The 22,870-nt window shown below is 58.2% G+C and carries 22 protein-coding genes, 3 tRNA genes and 2 pseudogenes; 10 read left to right on the top strand and 17 right to left on the bottom strand.

Translation table 11 applies throughout. The annotated features are described in order from the left end of the window. Positions 1-168: 168 nt before the first annotated feature. The 5 genes from PL599_RS11225 to pcsA form a co-directional block, all read right to left on the bottom strand. A complete protein-coding gene (locus tag PL599_RS11225) occupies positions 169-1,242 on the bottom strand; it encodes a BMP family ABC transporter substrate-binding protein (protein WP_077982065.1) in 1,074 nt (357 codons plus the stop codon). A gap of 35 nt (positions 1,243-1,277) precedes the next feature. Further along, positions 1,278-2,198 (bottom strand): ABC transporter permease, encoded by a 921-nt coding sequence (locus tag PL599_RS11220; protein ID WP_162927507.1) that lies wholly within the window; start codon positions 2,196-2,198, stop codon positions 1,278-1,280. After that, positions 2,198-3,289, bottom strand: coding sequence for an ABC transporter permease (locus tag PL599_RS11215; RefSeq protein WP_077982063.1), 1,092 nt, complete (start codon positions 3,287-3,289; stop codon positions 2,198-2,200). Before PL599_RS11215 ends, PL599_RS11220 begins: the two co-directional genes overlap by 1 nt. Beyond that, entirely contained in the window at positions 3,279-4,838 is a 1,560-nt protein-coding gene (locus tag PL599_RS11210) for an ABC transporter ATP-binding protein (protein ID WP_269825171.1), read from the bottom strand. The genes PL599_RS11215 and PL599_RS11210 overlap by 11 nt, the downstream gene beginning before the upstream one ends. A 210-nt stretch (positions 4,839-5,048) precedes the next feature. Next, positions 5,049-5,774, bottom strand: a complete 726-nt coding sequence (gene pcsA / locus PL599_RS11205) for a phosphatidylcholine synthase (protein WP_080792861.1) — start codon at positions 5,772-5,774, stop codon at positions 5,049-5,051. Between the two features lie 209 nt (positions 5,775-5,983). On the opposite strand from pcsA, the gene PL599_RS11200 reads away from it, so the two are divergent. Beyond that, a complete protein-coding gene (locus PL599_RS11200; RefSeq protein WP_137410519.1) occupies positions 5,984-7,192 on the top strand; it encodes a UbiH/UbiF family hydroxylase in 1,209 nt (402 codons plus the stop codon). Here PL599_RS11200 and PL599_RS11195 read toward each other — a convergent pair. After that, complete coding sequence (locus tag PL599_RS11195) at positions 7,176-8,114, bottom strand: AEC family transporter (protein WP_077982060.1); 939 nt, start codon at positions 8,112-8,114, stop codon at positions 7,176-7,178. The two genes, PL599_RS11200 and PL599_RS11195, sit on opposite strands and share 17 nt — an antisense overlap. Before the next feature lie 34 nt (positions 8,115-8,148). Next, positions 8,149-8,895 carry a cytochrome c biogenesis CcdA family protein gene (locus PL599_RS11190; protein WP_089153212.1) on the bottom strand — a complete coding sequence of 249 codons (747 nt, stop codon included), beginning with the start codon at positions 8,893-8,895 and terminating at the stop codon, positions 8,149-8,151. 282 nt (positions 8,896-9,177) lie between these two features. Between PL599_RS11190 and PL599_RS11185 the strand changes: the two genes are divergently transcribed. Beyond that, positions 9,178-9,253: transfer RNA gene (locus PL599_RS11185), tRNA-Lys, on the top strand. 245 nt (positions 9,254-9,498) lie between these two features. On the opposite strand, the gene PL599_RS11180 is transcribed toward PL599_RS11185, so the two are convergent. Then, positions 9,499-10,773, bottom strand: coding sequence for a YcbK family protein (locus tag PL599_RS11180; protein WP_269825158.1), 1,275 nt, complete (start codon positions 10,771-10,773; stop codon positions 9,499-9,501). 156 nt (positions 10,774-10,929) lie between these two features. Then, the gene (locus tag PL599_RS11175) at positions 10,930-11,370 is read right to left on the bottom strand and encodes a VOC family protein (protein WP_077982885.1); all 441 of its coding nucleotides are present in this window, start codon (positions 11,368-11,370) and stop codon (positions 10,930-10,932) included. A gap of 192 nt (positions 11,371-11,562) precedes the next feature. Between PL599_RS11175 and PL599_RS11170 the strand changes: the two genes are divergently transcribed. Next, the gene (locus PL599_RS11170) at positions 11,563-12,141 is read left to right on the top strand and encodes a cold-shock protein (protein ID WP_077982058.1); all 579 of its coding nucleotides are present in this window, start codon (positions 11,563-11,565) and stop codon (positions 12,139-12,141) included. Further along, on the top strand, positions 12,141-12,623 hold the full coding sequence (locus tag PL599_RS11165; RefSeq protein WP_269825159.1) for a DUF192 domain-containing protein: 483 nt from the start codon (positions 12,141-12,143) through the stop codon (positions 12,621-12,623). Before PL599_RS11170 ends, PL599_RS11165 begins: the two co-directional genes overlap by 1 nt. A 60-nt stretch (positions 12,624-12,683) precedes the next feature. Here the strand turns inward: PL599_RS11165 and PL599_RS11160 are convergent, their stop codons facing one another. After that, positions 12,684-12,932 (bottom strand): BON domain-containing protein, encoded by a 249-nt coding sequence (locus PL599_RS11160; protein ID WP_077982057.1) that lies wholly within the window; start codon positions 12,930-12,932, stop codon positions 12,684-12,686. A 213-nt stretch (positions 12,933-13,145) separates the two neighbouring features. On the opposite strand from PL599_RS11160, the gene PL599_RS11155 reads away from it, so the two are divergent. Together PL599_RS11155 and PL599_RS11150 are read left to right on the top strand one after the other, a co-directional pair. Continuing rightward, positions 13,146-13,415 carry a DUF982 domain-containing protein gene (locus PL599_RS11155; protein ID WP_035262940.1) on the top strand — a complete coding sequence of 90 codons (270 nt, stop codon included), beginning with the start codon at positions 13,146-13,148 and terminating at the stop codon, positions 13,413-13,415. 214 nt (positions 13,416-13,629) lie between these two features. Continuing rightward, the gene (locus PL599_RS11150; RefSeq protein WP_269825160.1) at positions 13,630-14,772 is read left to right on the top strand and encodes a ceramide glucosyltransferase; all 1,143 of its coding nucleotides are present in this window, start codon (positions 13,630-13,632) and stop codon (positions 14,770-14,772) included. A 136-nt stretch (positions 14,773-14,908) separates the two neighbouring features. On the opposite strand, the gene PL599_RS11145 is transcribed toward PL599_RS11150, so the two are convergent. Both PL599_RS11145 and PL599_RS11140 read right to left on the bottom strand, forming a co-directional pair. Then, entirely contained in the window at positions 14,909-15,976 is a 1,068-nt protein-coding gene (locus PL599_RS11145; RefSeq protein ID WP_269825161.1) for a hypothetical protein, read from the bottom strand. Between the two features lie 91 nt (positions 15,977-16,067). Next, a tRNA-Pro gene (locus PL599_RS11140) sits at positions 16,068-16,144 on the bottom strand. 266 nt (positions 16,145-16,410) lie between these two features. Between PL599_RS11140 and PL599_RS11135 the strand changes: the two genes are divergently transcribed. Both PL599_RS11135 and PL599_RS11130 read left to right on the top strand, forming a co-directional pair. Further along, entirely contained in the window at positions 16,411-16,716 is a 306-nt protein-coding gene (locus PL599_RS11135) for an ETC complex I subunit (protein WP_077982056.1), read from the top strand. A gap of 50 nt (positions 16,717-16,766) precedes the next feature. Continuing rightward, a tRNA-Arg gene (locus tag PL599_RS11130) sits at positions 16,767-16,843 on the top strand. Positions 16,844-17,292: 449 nt separating this feature from the next. On the opposite strand, the gene PL599_RS11125 is transcribed toward PL599_RS11130, so the two are convergent. From PL599_RS11125 to PL599_RS11115, 3 genes are all read right to left on the bottom strand, one after another. Next, positions 17,293-17,946 (bottom strand): deoxynucleotide monophosphate kinase family protein, encoded by a 654-nt coding sequence (locus PL599_RS11125; RefSeq protein ID WP_269825162.1) that lies wholly within the window; start codon positions 17,944-17,946, stop codon positions 17,293-17,295. Beyond that, entirely contained in the window at positions 17,943-18,260 is a 318-nt protein-coding gene (locus PL599_RS11120; protein WP_269825163.1) for a hypothetical protein, read from the bottom strand. The genes PL599_RS11125 and PL599_RS11120 overlap by 4 nt, the downstream gene beginning before the upstream one ends. A 193-nt stretch (positions 18,261-18,453) precedes the next feature. Continuing rightward, a complete protein-coding gene (locus PL599_RS11115) occupies positions 18,454-18,888 on the bottom strand; it encodes a phosphohydrolase (RefSeq protein WP_271359061.1) in 435 nt (144 codons plus the stop codon). Between the two features lie 10 nt (positions 18,889-18,898). On the opposite strand from PL599_RS11115, the pseudogene PL599_RS11110 reads away from it, so the two are divergent. Then, positions 18,899-19,333 (top strand): annotated as a pseudogene (locus PL599_RS11110) (SOS response-associated peptidase family protein); the annotation flags it as partial. Positions 19,334-19,596: 263 nt separating this feature from the next. On the opposite strand, the gene PL599_RS11105 reads toward PL599_RS11110, so the two are convergent. Beyond that, entirely contained in the window at positions 19,597-19,764 is a 168-nt protein-coding gene (locus PL599_RS11105) for a hypothetical protein (RefSeq protein ID WP_269825165.1), read from the bottom strand. Positions 19,765-19,840: 76 nt separating this feature from the next. Then, a pseudogene (locus PL599_RS22840) lies at positions 19,841-20,011 on the bottom strand (glycoside hydrolase family protein); the annotation flags it as partial. 370 nt (positions 20,012-20,381) lie between these two features. Here PL599_RS22840 and PL599_RS11095 point away from each other — a divergent pair. Further along, complete coding sequence (locus tag PL599_RS11095; protein WP_271359060.1) at positions 20,382-21,620, top strand: methyltransferase domain-containing protein; 1,239 nt, start codon at positions 20,382-20,384, stop codon at positions 21,618-21,620. The last annotated feature ends 1,250 nt before the right edge of the window (positions 21,621-22,870 follow it).

Below are 22,870 nucleotides of genomic sequence, written 5' to 3'. Positions count from 1 at the left end.
GAAAAAATCGCGCCAGACGTGTGTATCTCAAGTCAGATTATAGTGAAAAACATCAAGTTGCATGAAAAGCAAAGGTAAACTTCATCCCTGCAATAAAACGCGTGAAAATAAGCAAGGCCGCACATGACATATGTGCGGCCTTGCTTCAGTAACGATGGCTAAAAAGCATTATTGCGGCAGCTTGTCGTCCACACCGGCGACGTAGAAATTGAGGCCGAGCAGAACGCCGTCCTCGGCCTTCTCACCCGCCTTCAGCCATTCCGAACCGTCCTGCTTCTTCACCGGACCGGTGAAGGGATGCAGCTCGCCCGACTTGATCTTGGCTTCGGTGTCTTCAGCCATCTTCTTCACGTCATCAGGCATGTTGGTGTAAGGCGCCATGGTCAGGATGCCGTCCTTCAGGCCGTCCCATACCGATTCGGACTTCCAGGTACCATCGAGAAGCGCCTGCGTGCGCTTGATGTAGTAGGCGCCCCAGGTGTCCTTGATGGCGGTAAGCTGCGTCTTCGGACCGGCCGCGATCATGTCGGACGCCTGACCGAAGGCCTTGATGCCGCGTTCTGCGGCAACCTGCATCGGCGCGGTGGTGTCGGTGTGCTGGGTCAGAATATCGACGCCCTGGTCGATCAGCGCCTTGGCGGCATCGGCTTCCTTGCCGGGGTCGAACCAGGTGTTGGCCCATACGACCTTCACCTTGAAGTCGGGATTGACGGACTGCGCGCCGAGCACGAAGGCGTCGATGCCCATCACCACTTCCGGGATCGGGAAGGACGCGATGTAGCCGGCGAGACCCTTCTGCGACATCTTCGCAGCGATCTGGCCCTGAATGTAGCGGCCTTCATAGAAGCGCGAATTGTAGGTCGCGACATTTTCGGCGGTCTTGAAGCCCGTAGCATGTTCGAACTTCACCTTGGGGAACTTCTGGGCAACCTTGATGGTGGCGTCCATGAAGCCGAAGGAGGTGGTGAACACCAGTTCGCAACCCGAGCGGGCCATGCGTTCGATGGCGCGTTCGGCATCCGGACCTTCCGGAACGCTTTCGAGGAACGGCGTTTCGATCTTGTCGCCGAAATGCGCCTGCAGTTCCTGACGGCCGATATCGTGCGCCTGTGTCCAGCCGCCGTCGGTCTTTGAACCGACATAGATGAAGCAGACCTTCTTGGCGTCGGCGGCCTCAGCCGAGGAAACGACGCCGCCGAGAGCCGCAACGGAAGCGGCGAGTGCGATGACCAGTTTTTTCATTTTTACCCCTGTTGGTTTGGAGACGTGAGAATGCTTCACCTGTCCGGCACGAAGGACTTGCCAAGCGAGGCCGGTGTATTGATCAAGGTCGTGCGGCGATTATGCGAGATGATGACCAGCACGACAATAGTGGCGAGATAGGGCAGCGCCGACAGCAATTGCGACGGCACCCCGATGCCGAACGCCTGCGCATGCAATTGGCCGATGGTGACGGCGCCGAACAGATAACCGCCCGCCAGCACTCGCCATGGGCGCCACGAGGCGAAGACGACGAGCGCCAGCGCAATCCACCCGCGCCCGGCCGCCATGTTTTCCACCCATTGCGGCGTATAGACCAGCGACAGCTGCGCCCCCGCAAGCCCCGCACAGGCGCCGCCGAACATGACGGCCAGATAGCGGGTGCGGATGACATTGATGCCGAGCGCATGGGCCGAAGCGTGATTATCGCCGATGGCGCGGATTTTGAGACCCATGCGGCTTTTGAACAGAAACCAGCTGATGCCGGCGACAAGCGCGATGGAGAGGTAGAAGATCAAATCCTGCCGGAAAAGCAGCGGACCGAGGAAGGGAATGTCCGACAGCAGCGGAAAGACGATGGGCTGCAACTTTACACCCGGCAGGCCGACGAAACTTTCACCCAGCATGCCCGAGACGCCGAGGCCGAGAATGGTAAGCGCAAGACCCGTCGCCACCTGGTTGGTAACGAGCGTCAGCGTCAGGAAACCGAAGAGCAGCGAAAAAACCGCACCGGAGGCAATGCCGGCCAGAATGCCGAGATAGGGAGATCCGGTCATATGCGCGGCCGCGAAAGCGCAGACCGCACCCATGATCATCATGCCCTCGACACCCAGATTGAGGACGCCGGAGCGCTCCGTCACCAGCTCGCCTGAAGCGGCGATGACGAGCGGCGTGGCGGCGGTGATGACGGTGAGGAGAATGGCCTGAAGCATATCCATCATGCCGCTCCTTCTTTACGATGCGCCTTGCCGGGAAAGAATACCCTGATGCGATAGAAGATCAGCGTATCGCAGGACAGCACGAAGAACAGCATCAGCCCCTGAAACACGCGCGTCACCTTGTCCGACACACCGATTGAAAGCTGCGCCGCTTCGCCGCCGAGATAGGTCAGCGCCAGCACCAGCCCGGAAAGGATGATGCCGAGCGGATTGAGACGACCGAGAAAGGCGACGATGATGGCGGTAAAGCCGTAACCCGGCGAAATGCTGGGCTGGAGATGGCCGATGGAGCCGGAGGCCTCCGATATGCCAGCAAGCCCCGCCAGCGCGCCGGAAAGCAGCAGCGAAAACCACACCATGCGGCTCGACGAAAAACCGGCGAAACGCCCTGCCCGCGCCGATTGGCCAAGCACGGTGACTTCGAAGCCCTTCAGCATGTAGCGCATCATGAACCACAGCGCGATGGCCGCAACGATGGCGAAAACGAAACCCCAATGCGCCCGGCCCGAGGCCAGCATTTCCGGCAAAACGGCGCTGTCGTTGAAAGGCTTGGTCTGCGGGAAGTTGTAGCCGCCCGGATCGCGCCAGATGCCGCGCGTCAGCCAGTCGAGGAAAAGCTGCGCAACATAGACCAGCATCAGGCTGACGAGGATTTCGTTGGTGTTGAACTTCGTCTTCAAAAGTGCGGGAATACCCGCATAAAGCGCGCCGCCCACGGCGCCCATCACCAGCATCAAAGGCAAAAGCAGCGGCGAATGCCAATCGGGATAAAGCACCGGCAGGATGGAACCGGTGATCGCGCCGATGGTGAACTGCCCCTCCGCGCCGATGTTCCAGTTGTTGGAGCGATAACAGATCGATAGCCCGACGCCGATCAGGATCAACGGTGCGGCCTTGATCGCCAGTTCATGGAGCGACCAGACTTCCAGCAGCGGCTCGACGAAAAAGGCATAGAGCGCGTCCAACGGGTTCTTGCCGAGCATGGCGAACATGATGGCGCCGACAAGCAGCGTCAGCGTGAGCGCCAGAAGCGGCGAAAGCAGGGTGAAAAGCCGGGAGACGCCTGCGCGTTTTTCAAGTTCAATGCGCATGCTGGGCGGCTCCCGAATGTGACGTGTGAATGCCGCCCATCAACAGGCCGATCTTTTCGAGCGTCATTTCCTCCACCGAATGGGTCTCTGACAGCTTGCCGTCGGAAATGACAGCGATATTGGTGGCGACTTCGAAGATCTCATCGAGATCCTGACTGATGACGATGACGGCCGAGCCCGCTTTGGCAAGGTCGACAAGCGCTTGACGGATGCGGCTCGCCGCACCCGCATCCACGCCCCAGGTCGGCTGGTTGACCACCAGCACGGCAGGCTGGCGGTCAAGCTCGCGCCCGACGATGAATTTCTGCAGATTACCGCCAGACAGCGACCCTGCGAGCGGATCGGCCCCGCTTTTGCGCACATCCATCGTTTCCGAAATGCGTCGCGCCGCAGCCCTGATGACTGAGCCACGCACGATGCGCAGGAAACCGCCGGTCAGAAACGCCTTGCGGTCGGAGCGCGCCCGCGCCAAGAGCAGATTGTCGGACAGGCTCATGCTGGGAACGGCGGCGTGGCCGTGGCGCTCTTCCGGCACAAAACCCGCGCCCATCAGCCGGCGGCCATTGATGCCGATGCGACCGACTGGCTTGCCGCGCAGGCGAATGGCGTCATTGTTATAGACCGGATATTCGCCCGAAAGCGCATCGAACAACTCACCCTGGCCGTTGCCGGCCACACCGGCAATCGCCAACACCTCGCCGGCGCGCACCTGCATGGATATCGATTTCAGCGCCACGGCAAAAGGCGTGCGTGGCGCCACCGAGAGCCCACTGACCTCGATCTGCGGCGCGCCGAGCGTCTCGCCCGTGGCCCGCAAAACGCTTGCGACATCGCTGCCGACCATCATGCGCGCCAACGACGCTGGCGTTTCCTTGCGCGGATCGCAGGCTCCCGTCACCTTGCCATGCCGCAGTACGGTGGCACGGTCGCAGATGCGCTGCACTTCTTCGAGACGATGGCTGATATAAAGCACGGAACGGCCTTCAGCCTTCAGCTTCTCCAACGTCTCGAACAGCTTGTCGGCCTCCTGCGGCGTCAAAACCGAGGTTGGCTCATCGAGAATGATCAGGCGCGGGTTCTGTAAAAGCGCGCGGACAATTTCGATGCGCTGGCGCTCGCCGACCGAAAGATCGGCCACATGGGCATTGGGATCGAGCGGCAGGCCATAGGCGCGCGACAACGTTTCCGCTTGCCCGGCGATTTCCTTCAGTGAAATTTTCGGGTCGAGCGACAGGGCGATGTTTTCAGCCACCGTCAGCGCTTCGAAGAGCGAAAAATGCTGGAACACCATGCCGATGCCAAGCCTGCGGGCCTCGCTTGGCGAGGCGACGGAAACCGGCTGGCCCTGCCAGACAATCTCGCCTTCGCTTGGCGCGAGAACGCCGAACAGCATCTTGACGAGCGTGGATTTGCCCGCGCCGTTTTCACCAAGAAGCGCGTGGATTTCGCCCGGCGCAATATCGAGATCGATGCCGTTGCAGGCGGCGAAATTGCCGAACAGCTTGGTCAGCTTGCGAACGGACAGGAGAGGCACGGCCTCCGGCGCCAAAGTTCCAGTCACGAGTTCCCTCTCTCACCGACCGCCGCGCCTTCTTCGAAGCGTTTCCAACGATCGTGGTCATTGTTCCCAATCGGACGCCAATGCGTATGCAATCTCATCCAATCAAGACTTATTGATAACGGTTTTGCTGCTGCGCACAACTGAAAAAGAAGCCGCTTAAATGCAATTTGCACAAGCAATAAACGGCTTTACCCGTTCTTACTTCGCGCCGAGCGAGGGGAAAAACTGCAATATTCCACCGATGCAATAAAGATAGAGGCCACTTGCCACAAAGCCGATCACGGCCCAGCTCGGGGTTTCGAAGTGCATCAGCAGCGAATAACCGCCAAGCGCGCACCAGATGAAGACCACGGCGAGATTGAGCGGCCGCAATCGCTTCACCCGCACCGGATGCAGGAAGTTGATCGGCAGGAATGTCAAAAACACCGAAACGGTAACGACAACCATTGCCGTCGTGGCGCTGGCGTCCATGACGAACAGGGTGAACACTACCATATTCCACACCACCGGAAAGCCGGAGAAGAAATACTCGTCCGTCTTCATGCCCATGTCGGCGTAATAGATAGCGCTCGACACCACGATCATGCCGGCGGCCACGAAGGACAGCGGCTCGCCGATCATGCCCTTCTGATAAAGCGCAAAGGCGGGCAACAGCACATAGGTGACATAGTCGATGATATTATCGAGCGTATCACCGGACCAGTTGGGCAGCACTTCCTTCACCCTGACCTTGCGGGCGATGGGACCGTCGATGCCATCCACCAGCAGCGCAAGCCCCAGCCACCAGAACATATCGACGAAGCGGTGTTCGGCTGCGGCGACAACACCGAGAAAAGCCAGAAACGAGCCGGAGGCCGTGAGCATGTGGACGGAAAAGGCGCGGATTTCCGCGTAGGGAACACGCTTATAGTTGAAAATTTTCATGGTCAGCGTCTGCGCCCCGTTTTTCATCCGCCCTGTTTGTTCCGGTATGCGGCCATTCACCACGCTTTGCAACCGGCTCAATCCGCTTATCCTAGGACTAATATAGCGGCACAACTAACGAATCTTCGCAACCGGATGTTCCGGGACCGAAGTGGATTTACCCAACCGAAGCCTTTATGATGGTTTGGAAATAACAACGGATCACGACCATGAGACACTTCGATATCGCCATCACCGGTGCGGGACTTGCGGGGCAGATCGCGGCCATCGCGCTGGCGCGGGCGGGCCGCCACGTGGCGCTCATCGCACCTTCCAGCGACAGGAAGGACCAGCGCACCACCGCGCTGATGGACCAGTCCATCCGTTTCATGGACCGCCTTGGCCTCTGGTCGCGCATCGCGCCTTCGGCCGCACGCCTTTCCACCATGCAGATCATCGATGGCACCGACCGCCTGCTGCGTGCACCCACCGTGCAGTTCCGTTCCTCCGAAATCGGGCTTGACGCCTTTGGCTGGAACATCCCCAACGAGGCGCTGCTCGGCGTCCTGAGCGAAGCGGTCGAGCAGGAACACAATATTTCCCGCCTCGACACGTCCGCCGAGACAATCGACATCGGCAACGACCGCATGACGGTGACCCTTGCGAATGGCGAAACGCTCTCCGCCGATTTCCTCATCGGCGCGGATGGTCGCAAATCCATGGTGCGGGATGCAGCTGGCATCGGCGTCAAATCCTGGTCCTATCCGCAGACCGCCATTGTTTTGAACTTTGGCCATAGCCGGCCGCACGGCAATGTCTCGACGGAGTTCCACACACCCACCGGGCCTTTCACACAGGTTCCCTTGCCCGGCGACCGCTCCAGCCTCGTCTGGGTCGTTACCCCGCAGCAGGCGGAAGAGTTGACGGCGCTGCCGCTGGAGACGCTCAGCCTGCGCGTCGAGGAGCGCATGCAATCCATGCTGGGAGCGGTCACTGTCGAGGACAGCGTTCAGGCTTGGCCGCTTTCTTCCATGACTGCGCACCGCTTCGGCAAGGGCCGCGTCGCCCTGATCGGCGAGGCAGCGCACGGTTTTCCGCCCATCGGCGCGCAGGGGCTGAACCTCAGCCTGCGCGACATCATCGCGCTGACGGAATTGCTGAGCGCCGTCTCCGACCGGCCGATTGCGGCCGACGCCGGCGATAGATTCGACCGCAAGCGGCGAGCGGATGTCTATAGCCGCACGCTGAGCGTCGATCTCCTGAACCGCTCGCTGCTTTCCGATCTCCTGCCGGTACAGATGGCGCGCGCGGCGGGACTGCACGTGCTTTCCGGCATCGGCACGCTGAGAAGCATGGTCATGCGCGAAGGCATCGAGCCGGGTCGCGGATTGAAGGCCCTGCCCTCGCTGCTGTTCGGCAGCTTCAAAAAGGCTGGATGAAATAAACCACGCCGGTCAGCGTGAAGACAGACAGAACCGTCGAAATCAGGATCGTCGCAGACGCCCTCTCCTGCCAGACGTGATATTGCTGGCCGATGACGAAGACATTCGTCGCGGTCGGCAGCGCGGCCAAAAGCACGGCTGAATAGATCCACACCGGCTCGAACCGCCCGAGCGACGACAGCACTAGATAGGCGGCGAGCGGATGCAGGATCAGCTTTGCCGGCACGATATAGCTGATTTCCACCGGCACACGTTTCATCGGCCGAAGCGCCAGCGTCACGCCCATGGCAAACAGTGCGCAGGGCGCCGCCGATTGCGCCAGATAATCCACCAGCCGCTGCACCGCCTCCGGCGGCTGCCACGACAGCGATGCGGCCAGAAAGCCGGCGATGACGGAGACGATGAAGGGATGGGTAATGACCTTGCGCGCCACATCCAGCGCAAGCCTTGGCGGGGAACGCTTGTCGCCGCCGGCAACCGCCATCATCGCCGGGGCGACGATGAAATGGGCGGCGTTTTCAAGGCAGACGATCAACGCCACCGGCACCGCCGCCTTCTCGCCAAGCGCCAGAAGCGCTAGGCCCGGCCCCATATAACCGATATTGCCGTAGCTGGCCGCGAAACTCTGGATCGTGGTTTCGGAAAGGCTGTTTTTCCGTACGAATCGGCCGATCAGGAACACAGCCAGGAAAACGCCATAGGTGCAGGCGAGACTGGCCGCGACGAAATCCATCCGCGCCAGCTCTTCCACCGGCGTTTTAGACACAAGCTTGAAAAACAGCGCCGGCAGCGCCGCATAGATGATGAAAGTGTTCAGCCAGCCCATCGCCTCGACCGGCTGCTTCGTGATGCGCGCCGCACCGTAGCCGATGAAGATCAGGCCGAAAAACGGCAACAGCAATCCGACGATATCCGTCACTATATTTCCCCCGCAAGCAACTCCAGCGGGAGGCTTAGCCGATTTGCATCAGGATCGGAAAGGTCTCCTGGAACCAGATCGCCACATTGGTGATAAAACCGGACATGAAAGCGAGACCGGTCAGCACCAGCAACACGCCCAGCAGCTTTTCCACGAGCCCAAGATGGCGGCGGAAGCGGACGAGGAAACGCATGAAGGAGCCGGAAAACGCCGCCGCGATCCAGAACGGCACCGCAAGGCCAAGAGAATAGACCGCAAGCAGCGCCGCACCGTCGCCAACCGTATCGCGTGCGGCGGCGACGCCGAGAATAGCCCCCAGAACCGGACCGATGCAGGGCGTCCAGCCGAAAGCGAAGGCAAGGCCCATGACATAGGCCCCGGACAGCGTGGCCGGCTTGCCCGCGCCTTGAAACCGCGCCTCGCGCGAAAACAGGCCGATGCGGAACACGCCGAGGAAATTCAGCCCCATCAGAATGATGATGAAACCACCGACCTTGGCGAGAATATCCAGATTCTGACGCAGGAGCGTACCGATCGTCGAGGCGCCTGCCCCAAGCGCCACGAAGACCGTGGCGAAACCGAGCGTGAAGAAGAAGGCTGAAAACAGCACGGCCCTGCGAATCTCCGGCCGCGGCGCGGTATCTTCCGTCCTGAACTGCTCGACCGAAACACCCGCCATATAACAGAGATAAGGCGGCACCAGCGGCAGGACGCAGGGCGACAGAAACGAAAGAGCGCCGGCCAGAAGCGCGCTGAACAGGGAAATATCGGCAATCGACAACAAAGAACTCCGCATCCCGCAAAGCCGCCGCGATTCTCAAGCTGCGCCGCCGCTTCACGCTTCATTTTCGTGCATGTCATTGCTGCAAAAGGATTTCACCCGTCCAGCCGACATGTCTGAAGCCGGTTTTATCCCCAGCCGCCCCCTCTCTCCAATCACCTTTTCGGGGGTGCGACAAAAAAAACCGGATTGATTGTCGAAACCGCTTTTTTTGGGTTGACCGAACGGATCGCTCTACCTATGTTCCGCGCACTTCCGAAGGGCAACCAAGCCCCGACACGGGAGAGCGTAGCTCAGCCGGTAGAGCAACTGACTTTTAATCAGTAGGTCCAGGGTTCGAATCCCTGCGCTCTCACCACCTCAAGTCCAATTTCCTGATATTTCACAAAGAGTTATCACTGAAGGTGATCAAACTCCCATGGGAGCGGAAAAGATTCGCTCGCAGTCTTCGCAATGCAGCCAGCGATATCCAGCGCAAGCCTGGTTTCAGGGCAGCCGCAGCGACAAAGGTCACCGGCTCACGTACCAGCACCCCGGCAAAACCGGGCCAGTCGCTTTCGATCGCTAGGAATAGTTCCTCAGGCTAAGGGCCAAACCCGGAAATCACTTGCGCGCGGCAGTACGGCGGCAACGCCAGTTCCAGTCTCTCGGCTCACCCGTGTCCAAATGGACCGACTCGGTGTGGCAATAGGTGCCGACGCCGCCGCGTTCCGGCAGGGAACGCAGATAGGTCGCAAGCTCCCATTTGGAGACGCCCTTGATCTGGATATCGGCGGCATCGCAGGTATAGTGCTTGGAGCCCCGCCTTATGCCCTTCGGCGGACGATAACCCGAGGTGACGATCGCCGGTCTGTTGTAGTGGCGCTCCACATCCTTGATCATCCGCACCAGTTCCGGCTTGAAACAGCCGACTTCGACACGGTCCGTCTGCAGGAAAAGCCCGTTCGGGGCGACGCGGGTGAGGCCTGAGAGTGAAGCGAGTTTCATCAGGCCTGTCGGCTGGTCATCCTCTTCATCGAGATGGGCATCGTCGAATTCGTCGGACATCACCGAGCGGCCGGAAAGCGCAATGCCCATCGTCCCGTCCGCGGCTCCGGGAAGCGCAGCGACCTGCGTATTGCCCGCAGTCCCGCTTTCAATCATTTTCGGCAGACGTTTCTTGGCCGCACCGGCAAAAAATGCCGCAAGCGTCATGCCCTGCCCATCGGCTCCCTGCTTCTCGCCGGTCGCTCCGGCGCCGGCGGCTGGTTGCGCGGCAGCCGCCGCGAGCTGTCCAGATGCCGATTGCGGAAGGGGTACGGGAGCCGGCTGAAGATTTTCGCTGTGCTGCTCCGCCGACGCCTGTCCGGCTGGCGGGACCTGAGCCGGCGCCGCCGCCGGTTGCGGCTGTGCGGCCTGCACCGGCGCCGAATAGACGCTGCTGACGGCGGGAGTGATTCTCTGGGAAGGAACACCCGTAGCGACGGCGGCGCCCGGTGCACCTGCGGCACCGGCGGGCGCTGCTGCGGCGGAGGCGGTCGAATAAATGCTTGCCGTACCTGCGGAGATCGCCGTTGGCTGCGTCGTCAACCCGGCGATATCGGGGGCGGCGCCATAGGCCTGCGCCGGGCCGCCCGCTGCCTGAGGCTGGACCGGCGCGGCCGCTCCAGCCGCCGACGCCACGGCCGGATCCACATAATGTCCCGGTTGCGCGCCGGCCGCCGCAGTTGAAGCGGCGGTCTGCGGCTTCTGTTGTGTGGAAATTTCCGGCTTTTTGGTCGTGCCGGCCATCTCGTCGTCGGTCACCGCCGAAACGCATCCGGAAAGCCCAAACAGTGAAACCGCGATGACAAGACGCTGACGAAGCAGACGTCCTTTCGCGCTCTCGACAGTTTTCATGGGTGGCCTCCGTATCTTGCATTTCCAACAGCAACACGGGAACGGGCGCGTGTGCTTCCCCAAAACGGGACTGGCCGTTTTGATTCGCGGACTATGCCTCATCCCCTCGGGACAAGGCAAGAGCACCCGAAAACGCCGCTGCTCACCGGAAAGTCCCTACCAGGAACCGGTATTCTGCATAGATATCCAGGGCTCAGCTGGTGCGAGGCTTTCGCCCTTCTGCAGAATCTCGAACGAAATACCATCCGGCGAGCGCACGAAAGCCATGTGCCCGTCACGCGGCGGCCGGTTGATGACGATGCCGTTCTGCTGCAGATGCGCGCAGAAATCGTAGATATTGTCGACCTCGTAGGCCAGATGGCCGAAGTTGCGGCCGCCGGTATAATCCTCGGTATCCCAATTATAGGTGAGTTCTAGGCAGGGAGCCTTGTTTTCCTTCGCCGCAGCAATGTCATCGCGCGCCGCAAGAAACACCAGAGTGAACCGACCTTTTTCGTTCTCGATTCGGCGTATTTCCGTAAGGCCGAGCAGATCGACATAGAATTTCAGTGATTCGCCAAGGTCTTTGACGCGAACCATTGTGTGCAGATACCGCATTTTCTTCCTCTCCATTACACGGGTCCGGAGCCGTCAAACGCGTGACGGCAAGCCCCGGACAAGGACGGCGACATAAAAGCAGCTGCGTAAATCAAAAACTAGGGCTTGCGTGAAACCGTTACCAAGATGTTAATCTGGCGCACAGGAATCAGTTGACCGGTGTATGGCGCGTAATTGAGGGGTTGGCAGGATATGGCTGATAGGATGTCATCGAAAACGATAGTCGATGTCGAGGACCTTTCGGGCGATGCCGTGGACCTGACCGAAATTACCGGCGTGGTGAAGTGGTTCGACGTCGCCAAGGGTTTCGGCTTCATCGTGCCCGACAATGGCACACAGGATGTGCTGCTGCACGTCTCCTGCCTACGCCGTGACGGTTACCAGACAATTCTTGAAGGCACGCGCATCGTTGCCCTCATACAGCGGCGCGACCGCGGTTTTCAGGCGTTCCGTATTCTCTCCATGGACCAGTCGACCGCTGTCCATCCCTCGCAGATGCCGCCGGTGCGCACCCATGTGCAGGTAACGCCGTCCAGCGGGCTGGAGCGCGCCATCGTCAAGTGGTTCAATCGCACCAAGGGCTTCGGCTTCCTGACGCGCGGCGAAGGAACGGAAGATATTTTCGTGCATATGGAAACGCTGCGCCGTTTCGGCCTGACGGAGCTTCGCCCCGGCCAGGTGGTGCTGGTGCGTTACGGCGATGGCGACAAGGGCCTGATGGCGGCGGAAATCCACCCCGACAACCCGGTTTCCATCGGGATGTCGCATTGATGTCCGCCCTGCCCCATATGGCGAAAAGCGCCGTTATGGCGCTTCTTTTTTTTACGCTGGCCGCCGCAGCGCAGGCCCAGCAACAGCAGACATTCACGTCCGAACCGCTGCAGATTGAGACCGCCGGGGGAAAGAGCCACGATTTCACTGCCGAACTGGCGCTGAACAATGCCCAGCGCGAACAGGGGCTGATGTTCCGCAAGAGCATGCCGCTTGAAAACGGAATGTTGTTCGATTTCGGCGAAGCGCGTGATGTGGCCATGTGGATGCGGAACACGCTTATTCCGCTCGACATGCTTTTTATCGGCCGTGACGGCCGTATTACCCATATTCACGAAAACGCGGTTCCGCATTCGGAGGCAATCATCAGCTCCCGCGGGCCAGTAAAATTTGTGCTTGAACTCAATGGAGGCACTGCGAAGCGCTATGGCATCAAGCCGGGTGATATGGTTCGCAGCGCGCAAATCGGCAACCGGAAATGACATTGCCACGTCATTGCGTTAGAATTAGCCGGACGAGGTTTCGCCCGGCTGGCGCAATGGTCAGTAGACCGGCTCGATATGGCTCAGAATCCGGCAATTGGAAATGGAAGAGGCAAGGTTGATGGCGATGTCGATCGCCTCTACCGAATCGGCCGTACCTTCCAGATAGATCACATCATTTTCGACAGTTGCCGAAATCCGCGACTTTTCTAACCCGGATTCGAAAGCCAGAGCCGACGTGATTGCCTGACATACGCCGGCCATGCGGTCCCCGAAGAAGCTTTCCTGAATGCCTGACAAATTGAACATATGCGTTCTCCTTCTTATGGACATAACAACGCCCTGATGGCGGTTTTGTTCATCTCCGGTTCATCTGTTTGTTCATCTTCCATTCATCTTGGAAAATTGGAACCCCCTGACCGATCACATTTTTGGTGATCGGGAACCATTTCGTGAGGCAGGCATTTCGCGCATAGGAGAGAGGACGACCTCCAAGACAGCTAAAACAGGGAGGAAAATGATATGCTGATTAACAGAACAGAGCCGTGTCACCACGCCTCGTGGATGAAACCGGTGGCGATTCACCTGCCGCTGTGCGTCGCCGTAGAAATCTACAGCCCGCTGGTGGCGCTGGACATGCTGATGTACCGCTGGCCCGAGGAACACGGGCCGGAATATGAAGAGGCGCGCAGGAACTGCCTCGATGCCATCGCGGGCAGATGCGACATCGAGAAAGCACGGGAATCGTTTCTCGTCGCAAGCAGTCATGCTCATATCCTGAACGTCCACTAAAATTTATCGACTGTCATGACGATTGCGCCCTTCCATGCGGAGGGCTTTTCTTTTGCGCACGCCGCTTCTGCGGCGCCTTGATTGCACGGCGTTGCCTCCCCACAAGCCGACGATGACATGTAACTGTCACGCAAACGTTATAATCGGCAGAGACGAATTCCATGGAATCGATTGGCGCGCAGACCGCCGAAGCTTGGGAGTGGAACTGGCCAGCATGGAAACTGTCTTTGCCCTTTGCGCAATTCTGCTCCTCGGCTTCAATCTTCTCGGCATCGTTCTGGCCGGCTGGCGACTGACGAGACCCGACGCGAAAAACGATCTTGTCCGGCAAACACCGGCTGTCTCGCTTGTGGTGCCGCTGCGCGGTGTGGAAAACTTCACGTCCCTGACCCTGTCGCGCGCCTTCGAACTCAACTGGCCCCATTATGAGCTGCTGTTTTGCGTCGCCGATGAATTCGATCCCGTGATCGAGGAAGTTCGCACCGCGCAAGCCGCCTTTCCCTCGGTTTCCATGCAATTGCTCATTGGCGATGACCGTATCAGCGCCAATCCGAAACTGAACAATTGCGTCAAGGGCTGGCGCGCCGCCAAACATGAATGGGTGATTCTCGCCGATTCGAACGTGCTGATGCCAAAGTCCTATATAGCCACCATGATGTCGGCCTGGCGGCCGGACAGCGGGCTGGTCTGCTCGCCGCCGCTCGGCTCCCGTCCGGCCGGTTTCTGGGCCAATGTAGAATGCGCCTTCCTGAATGGCTCGCAGGGACGCTGGCAATATGCGGCGGAAGCGATCGGCATCGGTTTCGCGCAGGGCAAATCGATGTTGTGGAACAAGCCGTTTCTCGAAGACCACGGCGGCATTCGCGCCCTTGCCGCAGAAATCGCCGAGGACGCCGCCTCGACGAAACTGGTGCGAAACGCCGGCCGCAAGGTGCATCTGGTCTCTGCCCCGTTCGAGCAGCCGCTCGGCCAGCGCCATGCCGGCGAGATCTGGTCGCGCCAGACCCGCTGGGCGCGGTTGCGACGCGTGACCTTCCCGCAATATTTCGCGCCGGAAATCTTCACCGGGGCGCTTCCCCCGCTCCTCTTCGCGCTTGCCGCCGCTGCGATGATGGATCTAAACCTCGCCGCAACTGCCTTTGCCGTCCTCGCCCTCATGTACGTGCCGGAACTTGCGCTCGCGGCCCTAAACCGATGGCCGGTATCGCTCCACACACTGCCGGCGATGATCGCCCGCGACATGATCATGCCCATCGTCTGGGCGCGAAGCTGGATCGGCAGCGCGGTGGCATGGCGCGGCAATGTCATGACAATCGGCACGGCAGAAAGCACCCTGGCCGGTCCGTCAACGGAATAAATCACAGCTATTTGGAAGACGTTACGCCGGAAAGCTGATGTTTTGCTTTAAAATGGTCGGAGTGGAGAGATTCGAAATCACCATCTCTCCACTTTTTTGCGCTATAAGTATATGATTTTAAATAGAAAAATTAATATTAGTTACTTCTAATTTGTGACGTTGTGACGGCATGAAATTTGTGACTTTTCTGCTTTGGTCTAAGCGGCCAAACTTGCTGCATACGCTTCTGGCGCAAGAAGTCGAAATCCTCGCTCAAACGCATCCGCTTTTTCCGCAATGTCGCTCGCGAGGGCGTTAACTCTACCAACCATGAGAGAGGTCTCGCGGCTGTGCCAGTCGCTTTTGCGTTCCAAATCGGGAATGATTGACCACCATCCGTCGCGATCCAGTGGATACCCTCTGCAAGCGTCACAGTCGAAACGGTCTTATCTTTTCGGAAAGCCTCAAAATCATCTTTCGCGTTCCGATACTTTTCTAAGGTCGCTTCCGACTTCGGACGGCTGAGGCCGATGGACGCTAGTCGCTCCTGTTCCTTGATAACGTCTTCAAAGGTTATGCCTGCAAATGGCGAGGCTACAGGCTGGCTCTCCTCCTGTTTGACGGCTTCGACAAGCATGGGGTGAGAGGGTTCCCCGTTGAAATCCCCATCGTTGCGTTCGTAGCGCCGTGCAACGGCCTCGTATGACGCGATGCAAAGCGCCTGCGCCAAAGCGCGCCACTCCGGCGTTCCCTTCACCGCATCGGTGTTACCCGCGAGACGGGCGCGCTCGATGCGGGAACCGACGAGTTCTTCTAGTTCGTCGTCGGATAGTTTACCCGCAAAGCCGTCGCGGAACGGATGAGCATCATATGCCGGATCGGGGTCAATCTGAGCATAGCGTGGGTCATGCGCACGAATCTCGGAATCGAAGGTGATTTGGCTTTGGTAGTCGCGGAGAGCAATTTGTTGGGCCGTGAGTGGGTGGGCCACTGGTTTCGGCTGTTGGCCGGTCGCGGCTTCATACTTCAACCGGGCAATGCCGATCTGCCTTTGCATCGAAGCAACGGCGGCGGCGTGCTTGCGAAGCGCTTCGCGCCGGTCGCCACCAAGCTGAATTTCGAGTTCTGCCCGATTATCAAGATATGGCCGGAGCGATGAAGGTATGACGATCCTAGCGGAATACCGCCCGTTTCGTTCTTTCCAATGTTGAGGTTTGCCCGCCATTCGGACCCCATTTTGTGACGTGATTTGTGACGTCAATATGGGGGAAAAGCCTTGCTATGCAAGGGGTTCTAATCATTTCAAATAGATGAAATGGTCGGAGTGGAGAGATTCGAACTCCCGACCCTCTGGTCCCAAACCAGATGCGCTACCAGACTGCGCTACACTCCGCCGAGGCGATGGCTGGGGAATACACGGTTCACCCAGACTGCGCAACAGGGAAATTCATCTTTGTTCACTCTCGGCTTTGGCGAGCAAAACGTAACATCGAAACGACAGAGTGCGATCTGACTGCTGGGGGATAATCGTCTTGACTCTCACCTGAAGTCAGTCCATTTCAAATTCAACGTTCCTGACACGATTTGGTTATTCTATTCAGGTACGTGATGAACAATTCGGGGTGTTGCGCCCCACTGTCCAACCGGAGCAGTTTCGACATGTCTGCGAAGATTTACCGCCCTGCAAAAACCGCCATGCAATCCGGCAAGGCGAAGACCAATGTCTGGGTTCTGGAATTCGACGCCGAGGTTCCGCGCAAGATCGATCCGATCATGGGTTATACCTCCAGTTCCGACATGAAGCAGCAGGTGAAGCTGAATTTCGAGACGCAGGAACAGGCCGAAGCCTATGCACAGCGCAAGGGCATCGAATACCGCGTCATCCAGCCGAAGGAAGCGACCCGCAAGGTGGTTTCCTACACCGACAATTTTCGTTTCAACCGCACCCAGCCCTGGACGCACTGAAACACGACGATAACCGTTTTTTTGCCGGAGTATCGATTGCCCGGCATAACGGCCCCTTAGCTCAACTGGATAGAGCAACTGCCTTCTAAGCAGTAGGTCGCAGGTTCGAGTCCTGCAGGGGTCGCCATTATTTTCAAGCGCTTAGCGGCATTTCCTGAATCACCAGTTTGCAGTTTTCTGGCGCAGTTTGCAGAAGTCGTTCTGCGGGCGTTCTGGTGGTGCAACCTATGCGACGCAAAGAACCCGGCCGAAATTCATGCGGGGACTAGCAAACGCGCAGCCGAACTGTTAGATTCACATCAACACGGAAAGAGCCGCGTGCCCGAGGGGGAGCCCAAGGCTAAAATGAAATCCCCCCAAGCATGGCTGGAATGGGTTCGGATAGCGGTTAATTTGCAGTCTGCCGATCCCCGAGATGGAGACCCCGATGCGGGCTAAACTCTTACTCGAAGCCAGCAAGTCTACCGGAGACATCCGGGTAGCAGTTGACCTAAGTGTCAACCTGGCTGCTATCCTGACGATCTTCGGCAGGCTCCTCTAAGAAGAAGGCCCAGCACTAAGCTGGGCCTTTTTTCTTTAAGCCGCGTCCTCCAATTGCCAGCGCAGAAACGTATCCAACACATAGTGCAGATCGTCGATGCCATGCGTGTTGCGGATTTCGACATCCGGCTCCCCACACCCCGCCTCGCTCTCATGCGATCCGGCAATCCCGCCACGCCCGACAAGGTGCCACACCACACCGCCGAGCTTGCGAACTTCATCGGCCTCATTGGGGAATCGGCAGTCGTCGACAACCACCCGGCCGCCTTCTGCGATGATGAGATTGGCGCGGCGCACCCACAGCTCAATCCAGAATGAAGGACCGATACAAGCGCGTCCCCACTGCGTGCCGAGCGTCTGCATAGCGTGACGCGGGGTAGCGCCCTGAAGCCACTCGCACGGCTCCTCCTTTAGCTCTCCTTCAATCTGCGCTTCGCTCAGACCAATCGCTCGCAGCATGTCTTTCAACGGCCCTGCAAATTTGACCAGCTGATAGCCGTGCTTTTCGACCAGGTACTTGCCAGCCGTGCTCTTGCCGCTGCCAGCAAGGCCGGTGAGCGCGATGACCCGTGGGAGGATGGCTGTGCTGGCCTTCCCGATCGCCGCGCCGAGTGCGCGCAGTTCGAAAGGCACGTTATCATTTGCCGGTACGGCTGCGAGGCAGCCGGTGTCTTTGGATGTGATGGTCATGCCTTCTCCTTGATTTTCCTGCCGATAAGGCCTTTCCTCGTAAGGGACGCCTTGATCTCTTCGTATCGCTTCGGCTTCACGACCGGCCTGAACCGGCGCAGCGCAAACGGTGGATCCTCTTCACCGAACTGCGGGCAAACGCCGCGGTTCACGCCCGCGAGGCGAATGCCAGCGTAGTCGCCTCCGAGATACGTGCGGCACATGCCCACCCACGTCGCTGTATAGGTCTCCCCGGCACGAATGCCGAGGTATTGCTCTGGAAGGGTGGCGTCGTCTATGCAGAGGACTTCGTCGCCGGGTTTGATCGCATTCAAGAGATGGCCTCCTCGCGAGTCATCTCACCAAGGTAGCTGACCGCTATGGGGCAAGCGTCGGCGTCTCCCACAGCAGCTTGCCTCGCTTCTCGAATCCGACCCTCGTTCACAAATTTGTTGGGCCAGCCCATAGTGACGCGTGCAAACGTTCCATTCGCTGCCGCGTAGCTGAACAAGAAATAGTGTAGCTTCATCAAGCCGCCCTCTCCGCCATCAACGCATCAAACGTCGTCAGGAACTCTAGCTCCGCCTCCTCTGGCGACCAGTACCGCAGCTTCACGCCAAGCGGTTTATCGTGGCGGGCGTGCCACGGCATATGACGCAGGTTAACCAGCTCGTCTGCGATGATGCGGTTGTCTGCGTCATGCACCTCGCGCGGCAACTCCTTCGGCAAACCGAACCGCGCCGCGATAGCCAGCCAGTTGTCCTGCTCAATCGCTCGGTAGTTTGTCAGGTAAGGCTTGAGCGGGCGCGGTATGTCCACGCAGTATGCCTCAGGCGCGTCGTGCAGAAGGCCTGCCAAAGCAACCTCTGGCGCGTGCGTCGCCGCAACGTGACGTGCGATGAGGACGGAGTGTTCTGCGACGCTGTAGAACTTGATGCAGTGGCCTGCGTAGCGCGCCTGCATGGCGAGGGAGGCCAAGGGCAAGGCCGTCGATATGGATGAACTCATCCGCATGGAGCCAGACCGCGGAGTGACAAATGTCCGCAAGCTAAACCTGCCTCACTGGACGCGATGGTTCGGTGTCGAGCACAGGTGCCTCGTTCCTGTCACCAGCTTTGCCGAACCGGATCCGATGAGCAAACAGGAAGGTGGGAATGTGCCCAATGCCTGGTTTGCGCGTGATGAGGCAAAGTCCCTGATGTTCTTCGCCGGCATTCACGTGCCGCAGTGGAAAAGCGTCCGGAAGGTGAAGGATGGAATGACCACGGACGATCTCTATGCCTTCTTGACCACCGATCCCAATGATCTCGTAAAGCCGATCCACGAAAAGGCCATGCCTGTTCTGCTGCTGACGAAGGAGGAGACCGACGTCTGGATGCGGGCACCATGGGACGAGGCGATGCGTCTGCGGCTGCGTCAGCTGCGTCGGCGATGGCATCGCTGGCAAGGGAAGAGCTCGCGGCTCACCGCCTCCATGTGGCCGAAACCTATGTTTCAAAGTCCGGCCTGCGAGAGCAAACAGAGCAGATCATGGGCGCTATCGGCGCAGTGAAGGATGCTGTCGACAAGATGACGTTGCGCGTCGATCGGATTGTTGAAAATCAGTCGAAGCCGCGGACGACGCGGGCTTCTTGATTCAATTCGCTTGCCGAGAGGTGGGCGGGTTTTTTGTTATTCCACCACCTTCAAATCCGGCGGCGCACCTTCGGCACGAAATGTCCGAATATCGAACTGCTTCATATCCCCGCGTGAAGTCAGCATCGTCAGCTCCATGATTTCCACATCGAGGCCAGTCTTGTGAAGATCCCTCACGGCGTCGTTCAACTGGCGTAGGGCCATGGACATACTCGGCGGCAAGCACTGCATCGAGGATGGCGTCGCTCTGGGCGGCCGTAATTTTTGTCTTGCCTGGCACAAGTTTGGTGATGCCGATTTTGGCGAGCTCGCGGCGCACGGAATCGCTGCGCATAGTGAAGCCCGTACCGATCGTCGGCACGCCGACAGGATCGAGATAGGCGGTGAGCGGATTACCCTCATGCAGGCGCACGAAAGCCCTCCCCTGTGTGGAGATTTTGGTGATTGGCATTTTGGTGTCCTAGTTGGAAAGCGTTGGGAACTTTTAGGCCGCCGGCGCATTAATGCCGCGCCATGTCCCCCAATTCATGGTTTAAAGACCCGCGCACAACCGCCCCCTGTTGCGCGGGTCTTTTGATTTCAGTTCCCTGCCTATATGAGGGTGCCACCGCACGTCCCCTGAAACAGGCTGCGGTATTGAGGCCCAGGCGCTTGTGAGGAGCGACGGGCCTCTTTTGTTTTGTGGGTGCCGGGTTACGCTACCGGCCAAGCGATGGGAGCGATCTCGGCAAGGAAGACAAGGCGTGAAAGATTCACCCCCGGCAGGTTGTTTGATTTTTTGCGCGCATGTATGACTGCTCGTCCATCGAAGAGGGTACGATATGGCAGTTTTGGTTTTGGGTCCGTCTAATGCGGGCAAGTCTACATTCATTTCCTCGCAAGCAGACGGCGAGAAGGCGATTTTTGGATCGCAGATTTCGAGTAAACGCGATGTCCCGGCGAACGGCTTCATCCATTACAATCTGCTGCATCATCGCCTGGTTACCGACGCTGCAAACGATGAGATGAGAGAATGGGATTTACTCAGTGAGCGGATCCTCAAAGATATCATCGCCTCTGAACGCATTACAAAGGCGGTTGTCATTGTAGCGCCAACCAAGGAACTGCTTAACCGGGCCAATCAACGTGAGCACATCGAGATATCCGCCGGGCAAAAGAACGGCTACGATCAGGTAATCTGGTCGAAAATTATCTCTTCAGTAGACTTCTTCGCTCTCTATGAGCGAACCTTTGATATGCTCGAGCAGCGCGGCATCCCATACGAGGTTCTATACTCGTCAAAAGAACTTGGCAGCGATGCAAGGACGTTCCTTGCAAGCGATAGGACGATGGTTCACCACAACCTTCGTGGGTCGTTTATCTCCACACCGCACAAAGACGACGTAGAGCAAGTCAACGAGATGCCTGGCATCGACTATCAGAAGCTCGTTATGCCGCGAGGCGTTACGTCCACAAACCGAAACTACGGGCACGTATCCGATGGGCGCGTTAAGACGTTCAACCTCCTTCGTGACCGCTCATTTGTCGATAGAAGCGTCTTGGACATCGGTTGCGCGACGGGTGACTTTCTTTTCCGCTACGAACGGTATGGGGCCAACACCCTTATGGGCGTTGAACTAAACCACACCCGATGGAGCGCTGGGGTTGCGGTAGCAAGACTACTGCACAGTCGTGCGGAAATCCGGATGGAAAACTTCCTCAGCGCGCCCATTACGCAAAAATATGACGATGTGCTGGTTTTGAACGTGCTGCACCACGTCGCTGACTATAAGTCTTTCCTTGCGAAAGCGGTTGAAGCTACCGGTGATCGACTGATTATTGAGTATCCGACTCTGGCCGACAACCTCTTTCAGAGCCTTCAGCCATTCAAAGGTGAGTTTGACCATTTGCCGATCATCGGCGTCAGCTCGCATCGAGTAGATCAGACGTTTGTCTTTACCGAAGCTGCACTGAGCCGACTTGTTGGCGATCTGGGGGAGTTCACGCACACCGCTCATGCATCGCCAATTGCGGGACGTAAACTGCTGATCTTCAGCAGGGTTCACAACGAACAATCTTGAGGACGTTCTGGCGGACACAAAGAGACTAGGGCGAGTGATTATCTCGCCCTAGTCGAAAATCTATGCCAAGTGGCCATCTATAACAAGCGCGGCAGTAGCAGTTTGAAGGCGAAGATTATACATCGCGCCAGCGGAAAAAGAGCCATCAAGGGAGAACTTCGCGATCTGCTTGCTCCTTTGATAAGATTGCAAATTACTCACCGACACATTCGCCCCTCCGTTGGTTGATTGAACGAACACGTCACTGTTTAGCGATCCTACGAAGCTGATGAGCGGAGGGTTGTACATCTGCCTTTGAAGGAGAATGTCGAAGTTAACCGACGTTGTCCCTGGCGAAGATCCAAACGCAACGTTTACGCCTCCGCTTTCTTGCTTAATGACAATGTATTCTCGGTCACACTCACTCATGACCGTCTCGATGTCTGGGAGTACGAATTGCCCAGTAACCTCTGGCGAGATTTGCAGCTTTGTCAAAAAGAATGTGTTACCGACCGTGGCAACCCAGTTCACTTGGGATGATGTCCCGGATTTGTTGCCAGCGTTCCATGCGTCCTTTGTCGATTGCATCCCAGATGCGGAAACGAGACAGAATCTGAAGCCTACACCGTAGCCATCGTCAAGGTTCCATGTGCCGGATTTTGAGCCGAGAGGAAATGTTAGTTCCTTCTCCTCCCATGTGTTCGCGGCGTTTATCGTATACCTCCGCCAGAGAACCCTCCGTCGTGAAACAGGGAGGGCGGTGAAGTTTATTGAGCGCCAGTCCCTTGCAGAGTTTCAGGCAGCCTATGCGTCCCTGACGGAGATCGCGAAGTCTCGCCGAGGATACAGAGCCGTGATCAAGGTTGAATTGGAAACCGCCGGCCTCGCCCCGATCTTCGAACCCGAGGGATTCATCGCCCGTTTCTACAGAAGGTCGGACCTGATCCGAGCTGGTATTCGGCTCTAGCGAACCTCCGAAAAGTTGGTTTTTGAAGCCCGCATCTGCGGGCTTTTTTGCGCCTCATCCGGGAAGGTGCCCAAAACAAACGCCGCGTGATGCCCGCGACCATTTAAATAGCCTGAAAATTTCGCAATGATTTCAATGCCGGATTCCACAAGATGGACAAACCAAGACCGCGTAATCACAGTTTGTACCTAAGACATAGGTGACAATCTCGTGCCGAACGGATTGTCGATTGTTTGCAGCGTTCTCTGTTCCAGGTCGATATATCCTAGATCGTAATGCATGAAGCTGACGAGCCAAATGCCGT

This window comes from Agrobacterium sp. ST15.16.055 (assembly GCF_027956555.1).
In the GTDB taxonomy this organism is placed as follows: Bacteria; Pseudomonadota; Alphaproteobacteria; order Rhizobiales; family Rhizobiaceae; genus Agrobacterium; species Agrobacterium salinitolerans.
The sequence above is the reverse complement of the archived record's forward strand: the minus strand, read 5'-3'. Positions and strand labels throughout refer to the sequence as shown.